This window comes from Paenibacillus sp. L3-i20, assembly GCF_022180385.2.
GTDB lineage: Bacteria > Bacillota > Bacilli > Paenibacillales > Paenibacillaceae > Pristimantibacillus.
The window spans coordinates 2,301,178-2,314,841 of the sequence record NZ_BQME02000001.1; the positions used below are offsets into that span (position 1 = coordinate 2,301,178).

10 protein-coding genes, 6 tRNA genes and 1 rRNA gene (1 of these 17 running past the window's edge) are annotated in these 13,664 nt (G+C 41.8%); 16 read left to right on the top strand and 1 reads right to left on the bottom strand.

Annotated elements, in window-relative coordinates; all coding sequences use genetic code 11:
- From MFF31_RS10790 to MFF31_RS10825, 8 genes are all read left to right on the top strand, one after another.
- Positions 1 to 1,327 (top strand): 23S ribosomal RNA (locus MFF31_RS10790) (it extends 1,604 nt beyond the left edge of the window).
- Between the two features lie 253 nt (positions 1,328 to 1,580).
- A tRNA-Met gene (locus MFF31_RS10795) sits at positions 1,581 to 1,657 on the top strand.
- A 3-nt stretch (positions 1,658 to 1,660) separates the two neighbouring features.
- Positions 1,661 to 1,736, top strand: a tRNA-Val gene (locus MFF31_RS10800).
- Between the two features lie 12 nt (positions 1,737 to 1,748).
- Positions 1,749 to 1,825 (top strand) — tRNA-Asp (locus MFF31_RS10805).
- A 17-nt stretch (positions 1,826 to 1,842) separates the two neighbouring features.
- Positions 1,843 to 1,918, top strand: a tRNA-Phe gene (locus MFF31_RS10810).
- 38 nt (positions 1,919 to 1,956) lie between these two features.
- Positions 1,957 to 2,041: transfer RNA gene (locus MFF31_RS10815), tRNA-Tyr, on the top strand.
- A gap of 12 nt (positions 2,042 to 2,053) precedes the next feature.
- Positions 2,054 to 2,129: transfer RNA gene (locus MFF31_RS10820), tRNA-Lys, on the top strand.
- Positions 2,130 to 2,639: 510 nt separating this feature from the next.
- Positions 2,640 to 4,868 (top strand): DUF4434 domain-containing protein, encoded by a 2,229-nt coding sequence (locus tag MFF31_RS10825; protein ID WP_238188006.1) that lies wholly within the window; start codon positions 2,640 to 2,642, stop codon positions 4,866 to 4,868.
- A 66-nt stretch (positions 4,869 to 4,934) separates the two neighbouring features.
- Here MFF31_RS10825 and ssuE read toward each other — a convergent pair whose 3' ends face one another.
- The gene (gene ssuE / locus MFF31_RS10830; RefSeq protein WP_238188007.1) at positions 4,935 to 5,495 is read right to left on the bottom strand and encodes an NADPH-dependent FMN reductase; all 561 of its coding nucleotides are present in this window, start codon (positions 5,493 to 5,495) and stop codon (positions 4,935 to 4,937) included.
- Positions 5,496 to 5,706: 211 nt separating this feature from the next.
- Here ssuE and MFF31_RS10835 point away from each other — a divergent pair, with 211 nt between their 5' ends.
- From MFF31_RS10835 to MFF31_RS10870, 8 genes are all read left to right on the top strand, one after another.
- The gene (locus MFF31_RS10835; protein WP_238188008.1) at positions 5,707 to 6,849 is read left to right on the top strand and encodes a PucR family transcriptional regulator; all 1,143 of its coding nucleotides are present in this window, start codon (positions 5,707 to 5,709) and stop codon (positions 6,847 to 6,849) included.
- A 90-nt stretch (positions 6,850 to 6,939) separates the two neighbouring features.
- Positions 6,940 to 8,061 (top strand): ABC transporter ATP-binding protein, encoded by a 1,122-nt coding sequence (locus MFF31_RS10840; RefSeq protein ID WP_238188009.1) that lies wholly within the window; start codon positions 6,940 to 6,942, stop codon positions 8,059 to 8,061.
- A gap of 139 nt (positions 8,062 to 8,200) precedes the next feature.
- Entirely contained in the window at positions 8,201 to 8,758 is a 558-nt protein-coding gene (locus tag MFF31_RS10845) for a sigma-70 family RNA polymerase sigma factor (RefSeq protein ID WP_238188010.1), read from the top strand.
- Complete coding sequence (locus MFF31_RS10850; protein ID WP_238188011.1) at positions 8,733 to 10,148, top strand: DUF4179 domain-containing protein; 1,416 nt, start codon at positions 8,733 to 8,735, stop codon at positions 10,146 to 10,148. The genes MFF31_RS10845 and MFF31_RS10850 overlap by 26 nt, the downstream gene beginning before the upstream one ends.
- A 121-nt stretch (positions 10,149 to 10,269) precedes the next feature.
- Positions 10,270 to 11,208: an HPr(Ser) kinase/phosphatase gene (hprK, locus tag MFF31_RS10855; protein WP_282570445.1), complete on the top strand. Its 939-nt coding sequence runs from the start codon at positions 10,270 to 10,272 to the stop codon at positions 11,206 to 11,208.
- Between the two features lie 63 nt (positions 11,209 to 11,271).
- The gene (gene lgt / locus MFF31_RS10860) at positions 11,272 to 12,279 is read left to right on the top strand and encodes a prolipoprotein diacylglyceryl transferase (protein ID WP_238188013.1); all 1,008 of its coding nucleotides are present in this window, start codon (positions 11,272 to 11,274) and stop codon (positions 12,277 to 12,279) included.
- A 140-nt stretch (positions 12,280 to 12,419) separates the two neighbouring features.
- Positions 12,420 to 13,058, top strand: coding sequence for a pyrophosphatase PpaX (gene ppaX / locus MFF31_RS10865; protein WP_238188014.1), 639 nt, complete (start codon positions 12,420 to 12,422; stop codon positions 13,056 to 13,058).
- A gap of 15 nt (positions 13,059 to 13,073) precedes the next feature.
- Entirely contained in the window at positions 13,074 to 13,577 is a 504-nt protein-coding gene (locus MFF31_RS10870; protein WP_238188015.1) for an acyltransferase, read from the top strand.
- Positions 13,578 to 13,664: the final 87 nt, after the last annotated feature.

The following is a 13,664-nucleotide window of genomic DNA, read 5'->3' on the forward strand; positions in this document are numbered from 1 at the left end:
CATGTACTCCGGCTGTCAAGAAAAGCCTCTAGTTAGATCAAGGTGCCCGTACCGCAAACCGACACAGGTAGGCGAGCAGAGCATGCTAAGGCGCGCGGAAGAACTCTCGTTAAGGAACTCGGCAAAATGACCCCGTAACTTCGGGAGAAGGGGTGCCTCGGTAGGGTTAATAGCCCGAGGGGGCCGCAGTGAATAGGCCCAATCGACTGTTTAGCAAAAACACAGGTCTGTGCGAAGCCGTAAGGCGAAGTATACGGGCTGACGCCTGCCCGGTGCTGGAAGGTTAAGGGGAGCGGTTAGGAGCAATCCGAAGCTGTGAACCGAAGCCCCAGTAAACGGCGGCCGTAACTATAACGGTCCTAAGGTAGCGAAATTCCTTGTCAGGTAAATTCTGACCCGCACGAATGGCGTAACGAATTGGGCGCTGTCTCAACGAGAGATCCGGTGAAATTTTAATACCTGTGAAGATGCAGGTTACCCGCGACAAGACGGAAAGACCCCATGGAGCTTTACTGCAGCTTGATATTGGACTTTGGTACGATCTGTACAGGATAGGTGGGAGCCATTGAAGCATGAGCGCCAGCTTGTGTGGAGGCGACGTTGGGATACCACCCTGATCGTATCGGAGTTCTAACCTACTACCGTGAAACCGGTAGAGGGACCGTGTCAGGCGGGCAGTTTGACTGGGGCGGTCGCCTCCTAAAATGTAACGGAGGCGCCCAAAGGTTCCCTCAGAATGGTTGGAAATCATTCGAAGAGTGCAAAGGCATAAGGGAGCTTGACTGCGAGACCTACAAGTCGAGCAGGGACGAAAGTCGGGCTTAGTGATCCGGTGGTACCGAATGGAAGGGCCATCGCTCAACGGATAAAAGCTACCCTGGGGATAACAGGCTTATCTCCCCCAAGAGTCCACATCGACGGGGAGGTTTGGCACCTCGATGTCGGCTCATCGCATCCTGGGGCTGAAGTAGGTCCCAAGGGTTGGGCTGTTCGCCCATTAAAGCGGTACGCGAGCTGGGTTCAGAACGTCGTGAGACAGTTCGGTCCCTATCTGTCGCGGGCGTAGGAAATTTGAGAGGAGCTGTCCTTAGTACGAGAGGACCGGGATGGACGTACCGCTGGTGTACCAGTTGTTCCGCCAGGAGCATAGCTGGGTAGCCAAGTACGGACGGGATAAACGCTGAAAGCATCTAAGCGTGAAGCCCCCCTCAAGATGAGATTTCCCAGTATGTAAGACCCCTTGAAGACGACGAGGTTGATAGGTTCGGGGTGGAAGTGCAGTAATGTACGGAGCTGACGAATACTAATCGGTCGAGGGCTTATCCTATAATGTTTGTATCGGTGTTTTCTTCCTTGTCGAAGACAATGAGAAAATTACCTGGATCATACAACCTACAAACAACAGCTAAAGTAATTCAAGCTATTCTTTCGTATCCAGTTTTCAGGGTGCAATCATAATGTTGATATGGACAAGCTCCATAAAAACTAATTGATTTGTACATGACATTTGGTTATGTCATTATCTGACCTTGATAGCGACCCCGAGCGCTTCAAGTGACACTTATCGGGGTGCAAAATGTGGCGGTGTAGCTCAGCTGGCTAGAGCGTACGGTTCATACCCGTGAGGTCGGGGGTTCGATCCCCTTCGCCGCTACCATATGGAGGATTAGCTCAGCTGGGAGAGCATCTGCCTTACAAGCAGAGGGTCGGCGGTTCGATCCCGTCATCCTCCACCATTATTTTATTGCGGAGCTGTGGTGTAGTGGCCCAACATGCCTGCCTGTCACGCAGGAGACCGCGGGTTCGAATCCCGTCAGCTCCGCCATTTTTTTAAAAAGGTAAGGCTCGGTAGCTCAGTCGGTAGAGCAGAGGACTGAAAATCCTCGTGTCGGCGGTTCGATTCCGTCCCGAGCCACCATAGTTTCTTTCTGCTTTTGGCAGTCAGACACAGCACGTGGAGGATTAGTGAAGTGGCTAAACACGGCAGACTGTAAATCTGCTCTCTTCGAGTTCGGTGGTTCGAATCCATCATCCTCCACCATTTTTACATCAAGAGCCATTAGCTCAGTTGGTAGAGCACCTGACTTTTAATCAGGGTGTCGAAGGTTCGAGTCCTTCATGGCTCACCAGTATTTAAATCCATGAACGTCTAATAAAGAGAGAGGCCAAGCCTCTCTTTTTTGTTTGCAAAAAATAGTATAGCTAAGCTGTATGTGTATACTCCGGATAGTTTTCCATCTAATCATATTAATAATCAAATAACCCCTGCTACTATTTAGTAGCAGGGGTTATTTGATTATAACTATAAAAAAGTTGATATCCAACATACAATAAGATATCAAATGAACCAACAATACATATGATTTGTAAAATTATTGATAATGATTAGAGTAAGTACTATAATTATTTTGGTGATATTTTACAAACTAATGAGTGGAGGAATATATCCTTCTTAACCAAACAACATGAGAAGAACAGGAGTGAAAAGCAATTATGATTCGGAAGCTATAAGTAATGACTGAAAAAATAACGATAAAATATAAGTAATAGGATTTCAGTAAAGTCTTAGAAATAAGAACATTGTTAAATATGTAACTAGCACATTTTCTTTAAATCAAATCTTAAGGAGAGAATGATTCATGAGAAGTGCTTTGCCATCGAGGAAGATCCATAAAAATATACTAATGGTACTTTGTATAATCGTTATACTAACATGCGTTATGCCAGCAGCTTCTATTTCAGCAAATGCTGTTAATCTACTAGCTGGCAGCAGTTATTCGTCAAGCGTTACATCTGATGTCTCCTATCCAGATAGTGGAGGAAAAGAGCTTACTGATGGTCTGACAGCAACACCGTTCCTTGCCGATCAAGCATGGCAGGGAAGATTCAATCAAAGCAGCTATACAATTTCAGTTGACTTAGGTTCAGCAAAAACGTTTCAACAATTCGATGCTGGCTTTTACAAATATACTGGAGCAGGAATACAAACACCAACGCAGGTCTCATTCAATTATTCATCTGATAATGTTTCATTTCAAAAAGCATGTTCACTTGGTCAACAAGGGGAAAGCAATGATATTGCTCGCATCTCTTACAACTGTTCTTCCGCATCACCTATAACAGCAAGATATGTCGAAATGATCGTCAGTAGTACTTCTAGTACATGGTCGTTTCTTGATGAGTGGAGAGTTATGGAGGCGCTTCCTATTTCTACGGGTATTGTAAGATTAGGCGGAACTTTCCTACAACCACAGCTTGCAGATAAGTGGAGTCAAAATGACTGGCAAAAAGAATTTCAGTCCATGAAGGAAGTTGGTATTAATCATTTGATCTTACAATGGTCAGCTGATACAAAGAACGGAACATCGACTTATCCAACTTCGGTATCAGGACTAGTGCAAAATACGTCTAACGATATTATTGGCCAGGCACTTCAGATGGGTGCACAATACGGAATTGATATTTATATTGGTCTCCAAGCCAATGATGATTGGTTTAAGCACTATGCTAATAATGTCAGCTGGCTTAACGAGCAAGCGTCAATTTCTGAACAATTGGTTGGAGATTTATGGAGCAAATACGGAAGCTACTCTTCATTCAAAGGTTGGTACTTGAGTTTTGAAGTAGATAATTGGCACTTGCCGACATCAGTGGAATGGCAACGATTGACTGATTTTTATAATAAAGTAACATCAGTAGCAGATTTAATTACACCTGGGCTTCCGATTATGATTTCTCCTTTTTTTAATGTTGCTGGTGGAATGACACCTGCAGGCTGGGAGTCAATGTGGAGTTACATTTTGAGCCGAGCTAATATCGATATTGTAGCTGTGCAGGATGGCGTAGGTGCGAACCATGCGAATACAGCAGAATTAGCGAGTTGGTTTGCAGCGACAAAAAATGCGATAATCGCATCTGGATCAAGCACGGTACTCTGGGCGAATGCCGAAAATTTTGATAAGAACTATAATCCGATGAATATGGAGCTTATGATAGCAAATATGCGGGCAGTACAGCCTTACGTAAGTCACTACACGAGCTTCAGTTTTAACCATTATATGAGTCCGCAAACCGTCAATCCTGTGTATTATGCGACCTATAGAAATTATTTGACTACAAGTATAATGGATTCAACTGCACCTTCGGTGCCAGCGGATATGACGCTAACGGCAACAGATTCAACGACGGTTAACTTAAAGTGGATGACATCCATCGATAATACTGGTGTTGCAGGCTATCAAATCTTACGCAACGGAAATATCGTTCACACGAATTATAATGCAGCTACTAGTTTTACGGACAAGTGGCTACTGCCGAACACTTCGTATACATATTCGGTTAGAGCTTTTGATGGAGCTGGCAACCATTCTCCTATGACCACTATGCTATCAGTAATTACACCAGTAGATGCTTATCCAAATATTTTGTCGGCGGGTAAATCCTACACTCATTCGACTCCGGATAATAGTTCTTACCCTGACTCAGAGCGTATAGAATTAACAAATGGTTTACATGGTTCTACGGACTATGGAGATGGAGCATGGCAAGGCAGGAATACTTCTGCACCGTATAGTTTTGTAATTGATCTCGGTCAATCACAATCGATTAGAGAAATGAAAGCAAATTTCCTTCAAGTAGAGTCTGTTTACATTTTTTTACCCAAAGAAGTACGGTTTTCAGTATCTTCGGACAATAGCAGTTTCACGGATGTTGGTACAGTAGCTAAACCAGCTCACAGCAGCAATGATCTGACACATACGTATCGCTTAACAAATCTGAGCAGTATTAATGGTCGTTACATTAAAGTAGATGTGATTCCAGCGAGTGAAGCATGGACGTTTGTAGATGAAATAGAAGCGAGGAACTAACGATATAACGATAAAAAGCTACATGGAAGAGTCTTCGTGACTCGCATGTAGCTTTTTTGGTTTATTTTAAGAGAGACGGGATCTAAGGCTAAGTTCCTCAATTAATTCTTGAACGGAAGCTTGAAGTCGTCCCGATAACTCCTCTTTCACTTCGAATTTAGTTATGCTCGATCCGTCTTGGATGCGATCTACTTGATCATCAGTTGCATATACGCCTTTTATGAAGTGACGTGCACCCATCGATGCCAATACCGGCTTAAGGGAATAGTCGATAGATAGGAGGTGTGCTAGTGTTCCCCCGATAAACAATGGTAATACTAATTTGCCCTCTAAACCATTTTGCGGAAGCAAGTCAATATACGTTTTTAGAACACCGGTATAAGAAGCTTTATATACAGGACTTGCAATAATGACTGCTGCAGCATTTTCTACTAAATGGTTTGCTTCCACAATACTTGGGCTGCCAAAGCGAGAATGTATCAAATCTTCAGAAGGTAAAGTGACGACCGTTATCGTTTTAACGGGGTATCCTTCTTTGTCTAATGCAGTATTTACATAATCGATAATGCCGTTTAGGCGTGATGTAGCATTCGGACTTCCTGAGATAATAACAATTGAATTAGACATTGAAATGCATCTCCTTTAAGTTCATCGACGAACTGGATGAATTGTATAGTAGATTTATTTTATATGTTTTAATCTGAAAAATATGTTTTCTCAGTTAAAGACTATCATGAACCTATTAACGGGTCAATTGAGGATCGCAGTGCTGAATAAGATTGGTTGATGTGGTACAATGACGGAAAAGAGCGCCTTTCATGGAGAGTGGAGCACAAATATGAGTACGACAGACTGGTTAAAGCCGCTGGAGCAAATATTAAACTGTCCAATTCAAGTAACCACAAAAGACGTATCAGATTGGGAAAAATTTATCGAAGATTCAGATTCAATTTCTAATGTTGGAAGTATGAATGATAGAGTATCACCAGGTCTATGGGGAGTTAAGCAGAATAATACATGGTTTATTGCTGAAGTAGATGGGAAGACATTAACGGTCCTTATTGTGAGTGGTAATGCCATGAGTGAAAAGGAAAAGGAACTGGTCAGTTGGACATTACAGCTGGCAAATAGGCATAAAATGCAGAAGATGACGGCTTCTATGTCCGATTCGGAACGTTTAGCAATGAAGTTAAATGAGTGGATAGGGGAACAGCTTGAGTCTAGTGAGCCAATTCATTCCTTGCCTGACCATCTTACAGTGGGCAACCGACTATATCACGAAATGATACCATTCCTACTTATAACAGAACAATCAGCAGCTGCAGGAAGTTCATTTTTAGAATTAGAGAAGCTTCTAAGATCATTTTTGTCCGATGAAATATTGTTAATTCCACTCAAAAGCCAAGAATGGCTTATATGGGGACCACTCACTTTGCTAAAAGATGAAGATGCTGAAGTATTTGATCATTCTGAAGAAGAGTCAATTGAAGATAGCTTAGCGTATATTGCGCTTGGGCTTCATGAAATGTTGGCAAGCGAGTGGTTAGGCGAGTGTCATCTCGCTGTTACTTATCCAGTAGCACCAGCAAGAGCAATGATAGAGACGACATTAACACTTCGAGAAACGATTAACTTAGGCAGAAAATTTCATGTAGGCACGAATATTCATCGTCCGTGGATGATGCAGCTAGAGAGGTTATTAAACGCAATACCAGAAGTGCATCGTGCAAAATATTTGGAGCAATCATTGAAGCGTACCGATTTATTTGTTGAGGTAGAGATGCTTGCTACGTTAGAGACATTTTTCTCATTAGATTGTAACGTAAGTGAAACAGCCAAAAAGCTGTATATACATCGAAATACACTTCTTTATCGGTTGGACAAGCTAAAACAGGAGACAGGACTTGATGTTCGCCAGTTTAGAGATGCTGTTTTGGTAAAGATTATATTACTTTTGTACAAAGTTACGAAAAGGAATTAATTTTTTTGTAAAGTATGTGCATAGTCACAAGACTAACTGTGGGATAAGATAGACCTATAACGATATTTCTTTTTAGGGGGATAACTTATCATGGCAGGCGTACGCTTAGAAGGCATTTACAAAAAATATCCGGGATCAGACAAAGCATCAGTAACGGATGTAAACCTAGACATCAAGGACAAAGAATTTCTCGTATTGGTCGGACCATCCGGCTGCGGTAAATCGACTACTCTCCGTATGATTGCAGGTCTTGAAGAAATTTCGGAAGGTAAATTGTTCATCGGCGACCGTCTTGTAAATGACGTAGCTCCTAAAGATCGCGATATCGCGATGGTATTCCAATCATATGCACTTTACCCGCATATGAACGTTTACCAAAACATGGCATTTGGTCTTAAACTTCGTAAATTCAAAAAAGCAGACATCGACAAACGTGTTCGTGAAGCTGCTAAAATTCTAGATATCGAGCATTTGCTTGACCGTAAACCAAAAGCACTTTCTGGTGGTCAACGTCAACGTGTTGCTCTAGGCCGTGCGATCGTTCGTGAGCCGCAAGTATTCTTGATGGATGAGCCTCTTTCCAACTTGGATGCTAAACTTCGTGGACAAATGCGTGCTGAGATCAGCAAGCTGACGAAACGCCTTGAAACAACTACAATCTACGTAACACATGACCAAATCGAAGCAATGACGATGGGTGACCGTATCGTTGTTATGAAGGATGGTTTCATTCAACAAACGGCTTCTCCAGAAGTGCTTTACAACAACCCAGTAAACATTTTCGTGGCAGGCTTCATCGGTGCTCCTTCCATGAACTTCATCACTGGTTCCTTGACTGAGCAAGGTGGAACAGTTCGATTCAAAGCTTCAGGCGTTGACGTTGTTGTTCCTGAAGGCAAGGCTGCTACTCTTCGTTCCAAAGGTTATATTGGTAAAGAAGTTATTCTTGGCACACGCCCAGAAGATATTCATGAAGAGCCAGTATTCCTTGAAGCATCCCCTAACACAATCGTTAATGCGATTGTAGAGGTTGCGGAAAACCTTGGTCACGAAATGTACCTATACCTTAACGGTATCGGCACAGAAACAGTAATCGCTCGTGTAGATGGCCGCTCAGGTCTTCGTGACGGTGCAACTGTTAAACTAGCTCTTGATATGAACAAGGTTCACTTGTTCGATAAAGAGACTGAACTTAACATTTTTGAAAGCTAATTAATCGTATATAAAAGAGTCTTCGGATTTTCCGAGGGCTCTTTTTTTGTTAATTTTTTGGAGGAACAAAACCGTTTGTTGAGTTGAAACGTCTAATGGATACCAAGCGGAGCAAGCTGCAAGGTCTGGGAGGGAAGGCATGAACAATGAAGAAATGTCTATGGGTGATTTTCGAAAAGATGATGAAGCGCTGCTAAGAAAAATAGAAAGCGACAAAAATAAAATGTATGGGATCGCTTTTGCCTATATGAGGAACGAATCGGATGCACTGGAAGCCATTCAAGAAACAATTTGTCGTGTGTGGACGAAGCGCAAAAGCTTACGTGATGAAGGGTTATTTACGACTTGGATGATTAGAATACTGATAAATGTTTGTATGGATGAAAGAAAGAAGAAAAAACGAGAGAAACCATCAAATAGTGACAAAATCATTCACCTGGGCGGACCAGAATCTAGACATGAAGTAATAGAGCGGATGGGTATGGCGGAAGAAATTGCGAAATTGCCGCCAAATTATCGCATGGTAATCGTGCTGAAATATTATAGAGACATGACAATTACAGAAATAGCTCAGTTACTGGATAAGCCAGATGGAACGATTAAAACTTGGCTGCATAAGGCGCTGAAACAAATGAGACAGAGTATGAACAACGGAGAGGGGGTGCTTCGTCATGGAACAATCGTGGAAGAAGGATGACAAGGAGCGGGACGATCATTTTGAGCTTGAAATAGAAAAATTGATGAAAGATAAACAAGAGATTAATTCTTTAATGAATGTAGAAGGACATTCTGAGCTGCAGCAAAAGTTGGATGCAGTCATATTGAATGGGGTAATTCAGGGACGCAAAAGATCTATAAAACAAAGAAGAACACGGATCACTTTACAGATGGGTGCTGCGGCAATTTGTTTGATGTTAATGTTAACTGCCTTTGTCCGAATTTCTCCCGTTTTTGCTGCTGTGATGAAGGAGATCCCGGGATTTAGTCGTTTTGTAGAGATGATTTCTTATGATAAGTCATTACTATCAGCCATCAATAATGACTTTATGCAACCTATAAATGTGTCCGATGAGCGAAACGGTTTTAAGTTTACTGTAAATGGAGTTATTGCTGACTCCCAGCGCATCGTTCTTTTTTATACGGCTGAGGGACCAGGTATTAATGAAGAAGATACGTCATTTCTTAAGTATGATCTAAGAGATGAAAATGGGGATAGTATTGTAGCATCGATAATGTCTTATAATACTTCGGAGGAAGTTGTAGATAAGAATGGTGGAGTACAGGAATATTTAGATATTTTAATGTCACCAGATGCGCCTGTGCCCCATGAGATTCAATTTAAGCTTCAGGTAGGTACGGAGTGGTTAAAAGTAAACATACCAATTGATCATAATAAATTCGCAGGAATGGTTGAACATATCGAAGTGAACAAAACGATTGAGGTCGCTGGTCAAAAATTAACGATTCGTTCAGCGCTAATAACACCGCTTCAAGTATCTATCGACATCGAAAGTGATCCTCATAACTCAAAACAGTTAAATGATTTTATTGATTTGGAACTCGTTGATGAGCGTGGAATAATTTATAAGACGAATGTGGGTAGGGGAGAGTTGGATAATCAAATCACTAGACATTTTCAAAGTAGTTATTTCCAAAAGCCTAAGCAGTTAACACTTACTTCAAAAGGATTAATGATGACTGAACGGGATTTAAAACTAGTAATGAATACGGATACTGGGGAGATTATTGCAGCACCGGATTCGAAGGTGTCATTAGCGGAAGTTACGAAGAAGGATAATCATATTGATGTAACTATGGAGTTAGAGCAAGGTGATGATCCAGGTAAAGTGATGCGAGGATATGAATTGTTCAAATATAATAGTTCATTTAAAGACGCAGAAGGTAATGAATTTCAATTTGAATCTGACGGGAACAGTGTGAGAGGTGATCCTGATGGCGTAGGCGAAAGTTTGATGGGTACTTATAATTATCGCATTCCGAGAAGATACTATGTTCAGCCACTTACGTTCGAGATTGGGCAATATCCGGGTTATGTCTTGGAGAATATAGTTGTGAAGATTAAATAAAGAGTAGGCGCCGAGCAATGGCAACGTTGCGTTCGGCGCCTATTTGCATTACGATGAAGACATTGGGAAAAACGTATACATAATCATATAATGCCATTGCTCTATGAAGGAGGTCTATATAGTGCCGAAAAAGGTTAAAGTGTCTGAGCTAGTGAAACAGTTTCAAATGGAAATAGTAGCGGGTGAGGACGGACTGAAGCGCAATATTCTTGTCGATGATCTATATCGACCTGGTCTTGAAATGGCAGGATACTTTCACTACCATCCAAGTGAGCGTGTACAACTTCTAGGAAGAACGGAAGTATCGTTCCTGAACATGCTCGATAGCGAAGAAAGAAAAAATCGGATGGTGCGTCTTTGTCATGAAGAGACACCATGTATTATTTTAACCAGAGGGCTGGAAGCACCTAAAGAATTGATTGAACAATCAAACGAAACGAATATTCCTGTCCTTCGAAGTAATGTAGCGACGACTATTCTTTCAAGTAGAATTACTGATTTTCTAGAGCGCAAGCTGGCTCCGACTGCAACTATCCATGGTGTTCTTGTAGACGTATACGGCGTTGGAATGCTTATTACGGGTGGAAGCGGGATTGGTAAAAGTGAGACGGCGCTTGAGCTTGTTAAGCGAAGCCATCGACTAATTGCGGATGATGCAGTAGAAATTCGCCAAACGTCTGATGGTCAGCTTCATGGTACTGCACCGGAACTTATCCGTCATTTGCTCGAAATTCGTGGTCTAGGAATTATCAATGTGATGACGCTATTTGGTGCGGGTGCTGTCCGAACGCAAAAGCGGATTGGACTCGTTATTAAGCTAGAGAACTGGCAGCAAGACAAACAATATGATCGACTTGGTCTTGACGAAGAGACGACTCGTATTATCGATACGGATGTTCCACTCGTTACAATTCCCGTTCGACCGGGTCGTAACTTAGCAGTTATTATCGAGGTTGCGGCTATGAACTTCCGACTCAAGCGTATGGGATATAATGCGGCACTACAGTTTACGAACAAGCTGACTGAAACGATTGCAGATGATGCGGATGACTTCGATTGATGCAGTAATGGATAAAAAGGTTTAGAGATTGGCCAATTACGGATAAAGGAGTAGATAGGAACAATGTATACACTCGCAATAGATCCAGTTGTATTCGAGATAGGACCTTTATCGGTACGCTGGTACGGATTGATATTAGGTTTAGGTGCTCTTATTGGTTTGATAGTGCAGAGTCAAGAGGGTAAGCGCTTCGGAATTAAACCGGACTTTTTTATGGATCTTCTACTGATTGGTGCGCCATCAGCTATAATTGTAGCACGTATTTATTACGTTGCGTTTTCATGGGAAGATTACAAGGATAATCCTCTTGATGTTTTTAAAATTTGGGAAGGTGGAATAGCCATTTATGGGGCGATTATCGGCGCATTTTTATGCGGGATCATCTACTCCAAATATAAAGGTTATAGCTTCTGGCGAATTGTAGATATAAGTGTACCGGGGCTTTTGGTAGGACAGTTGATTGGACGTTGGGGCAACTTTATAAATCAAGAAGCATATGGAGGTCCTGTAAGTGAGGAGTTCCTAAGAAATACATTATTTATCCCTAAATTTATCGTTGACAACATGTTTATTGTGGATAGTGCTTTTCCGGAAGGCGCATTCCGTCATCCAGCATTTTTGTATGAATCACTGTGGTGCTTAGTTGGATTAGCGGTATTGTGCATTCTTCGTCGTCAGAAATTTTTGCGAGCTGGAGAGCTAATGGCTGCTTACTTCATCTGGTACTCCATCGGAAGATTCTTTATTGAAGGATTAAGAACGGACAGCTTGGCATTTATCGGTCCAAGTTGGTTGGCTGATGTGATTAATGGACTATGGTCACCAATGAATGGAGTATTCGATCCAGGATATTTGGATCCATCCTATGGAAATATTCGTATTTCACAGGCGATAGCTCTGTTGCTTATTATCGGGGCAATTATATTTATTATTGTAAGACGTATAACGATTAAGGTTCCTGTTTATTATTCAGATCCTGTCATTACAACTCGTCCTGAACGTAATGGCGAGCAAGTAGCAAGTGTAGAAGAAACAACGAGTAAAAAAGGGAAAGAAAAGCAAGATAAGTAAAACAAACAAGGCAAACAGATAAACAGATAAACAAGTTGCTCAAAGTGTGCAAGCCTCAAGGTGGATAAATCCATAGAGAAGGTCTCACATACACCATACAAGCAAATATGGATGAAAATATCTAGGAGGCAAGTACAGTTATGAAAAAAATACGTACAGTGTTATTCGATTTGGATGGAACCATCTTGGATACAAATGAGCTTATTATTAAATCGTTCTTAGAATCTTTAAAAGGTTATGTGCCAGAAGACTTTAGTCGTGAACATATTATACCAAGCATGGGACAGCCATTGACTGACCAGATGAAGCTGTTTTCTAGACTGGATGAAGTAAGTCCCTTAGTAGCAGCTTATCGTGAAGTTAATCTTCGTTTGCATGATGAGATGGTCAAGCCGTTTGATCATGTTGTTGAAGTAATGGAACAGCTCCACAGTCAAGGCATCCAAGTTGGCATTGTAACGACCAAAATGAGGTTAACAACTGAGAGAGGTCTCAAGTTTGTCGGCATCAATGAATATGTGGATACAATCGTATCCATAGATGATGTAACTCATCCAAAGCCACATCCAGAACCGGTAAGTAAAGCGATTGAGCAACTTGGAGCTGATCCTGCAACAACGATTATGGTTGGAGACAGTACGGTGGATATGCAGTCTGCAGTTGCAGCGGGTGCAATTGCAGTTGGAGTAGCGTGGTCGCTTAAGGGTGGTCAAGTTCTTAAAGATGCAGGAGCATCTTATGTAATTGATGATATGAAAGAATTGTATTCATTCATTTAGATGGGGTGAGCCCACTTGAGAGACGTTGAACGGTATCCTGTAGAGGGACCGAATGCACTGTGGCAAATATATTCGACCGTCAGCAGAGTAAAGGGTATTAGTAACTTTATAATTATTCAGATTGCTCGCTACTGTCCAATATTGTCATGGAAAAATTGGCTATATCGGCATGTACTAGGGATGAAGGTAGGAGAACACACTGCCTTCGCCCTAATGGTAATGGTGGACGTGTTTTTCCCTGAACGGATTAGTGTGGGGAAAAACACGATCATTGGGTATAATACGACAATTTTAACTCATGAATATCTCATTAAAGAGTATCGACTAGGCGATGTGAAAATTGGTGATCATGTCATGATCGGTGCCAATACAACAATTTTACCTGGTGTTACGATAGGTGATCATGCTGTTGTTGCAGCGGGCTCCTTGGTGAATAAGGATGTTCCTGCTCATGCATTCGTTGGAGGGAATCCAATTCAACATATCGAAAAGAAAAAGAAAGAATCAATTACAGCCTAACTAGTAATGACAGCGTTTGCGAGGCAATATCTGTAAGACGGTTTGTTCGGTCAGTACCGTACAGTGGATGCCTTAGGGCATCTTTTT

Coding starts and splice junctions, on each gene's coding strand:
- MFF31_RS10825 (WP_238188006.1), top strand. CDS start 2,640: ATGAGAAGTGCTTTGCCATCGAGGAAGATCCATAAAAATATACTAATG.
- ssuE (WP_238188007.1), bottom strand. CDS start 5,495: ATGTCTAATTCAATTGTTATTATCTCAGGAAGTCCGAATGCTACATCA.
- MFF31_RS10835 (WP_238188008.1), top strand. CDS start 5,707: ATGAGTACGACAGACTGGTTAAAGCCGCTGGAGCAAATATTAAACTGT.
- MFF31_RS10840 (WP_238188009.1), top strand. CDS start 6,940: ATGGCAGGCGTACGCTTAGAAGGCATTTACAAAAAATATCCGGGATCA.
- MFF31_RS10845 (WP_238188010.1), top strand. CDS start 8,201: ATGAACAATGAAGAAATGTCTATGGGTGATTTTCGAAAAGATGATGAA.
- MFF31_RS10850 (WP_238188011.1), top strand. CDS start 8,733: ATGGAACAATCGTGGAAGAAGGATGACAAGGAGCGGGACGATCATTTT.
- lgt (WP_238188013.1), top strand. CDS start 11,272: ATGTATACACTCGCAATAGATCCAGTTGTATTCGAGATAGGACCTTTA.
- ppaX (WP_238188014.1), top strand. CDS start 12,420: ATGAAAAAAATACGTACAGTGTTATTCGATTTGGATGGAACCATCTTG.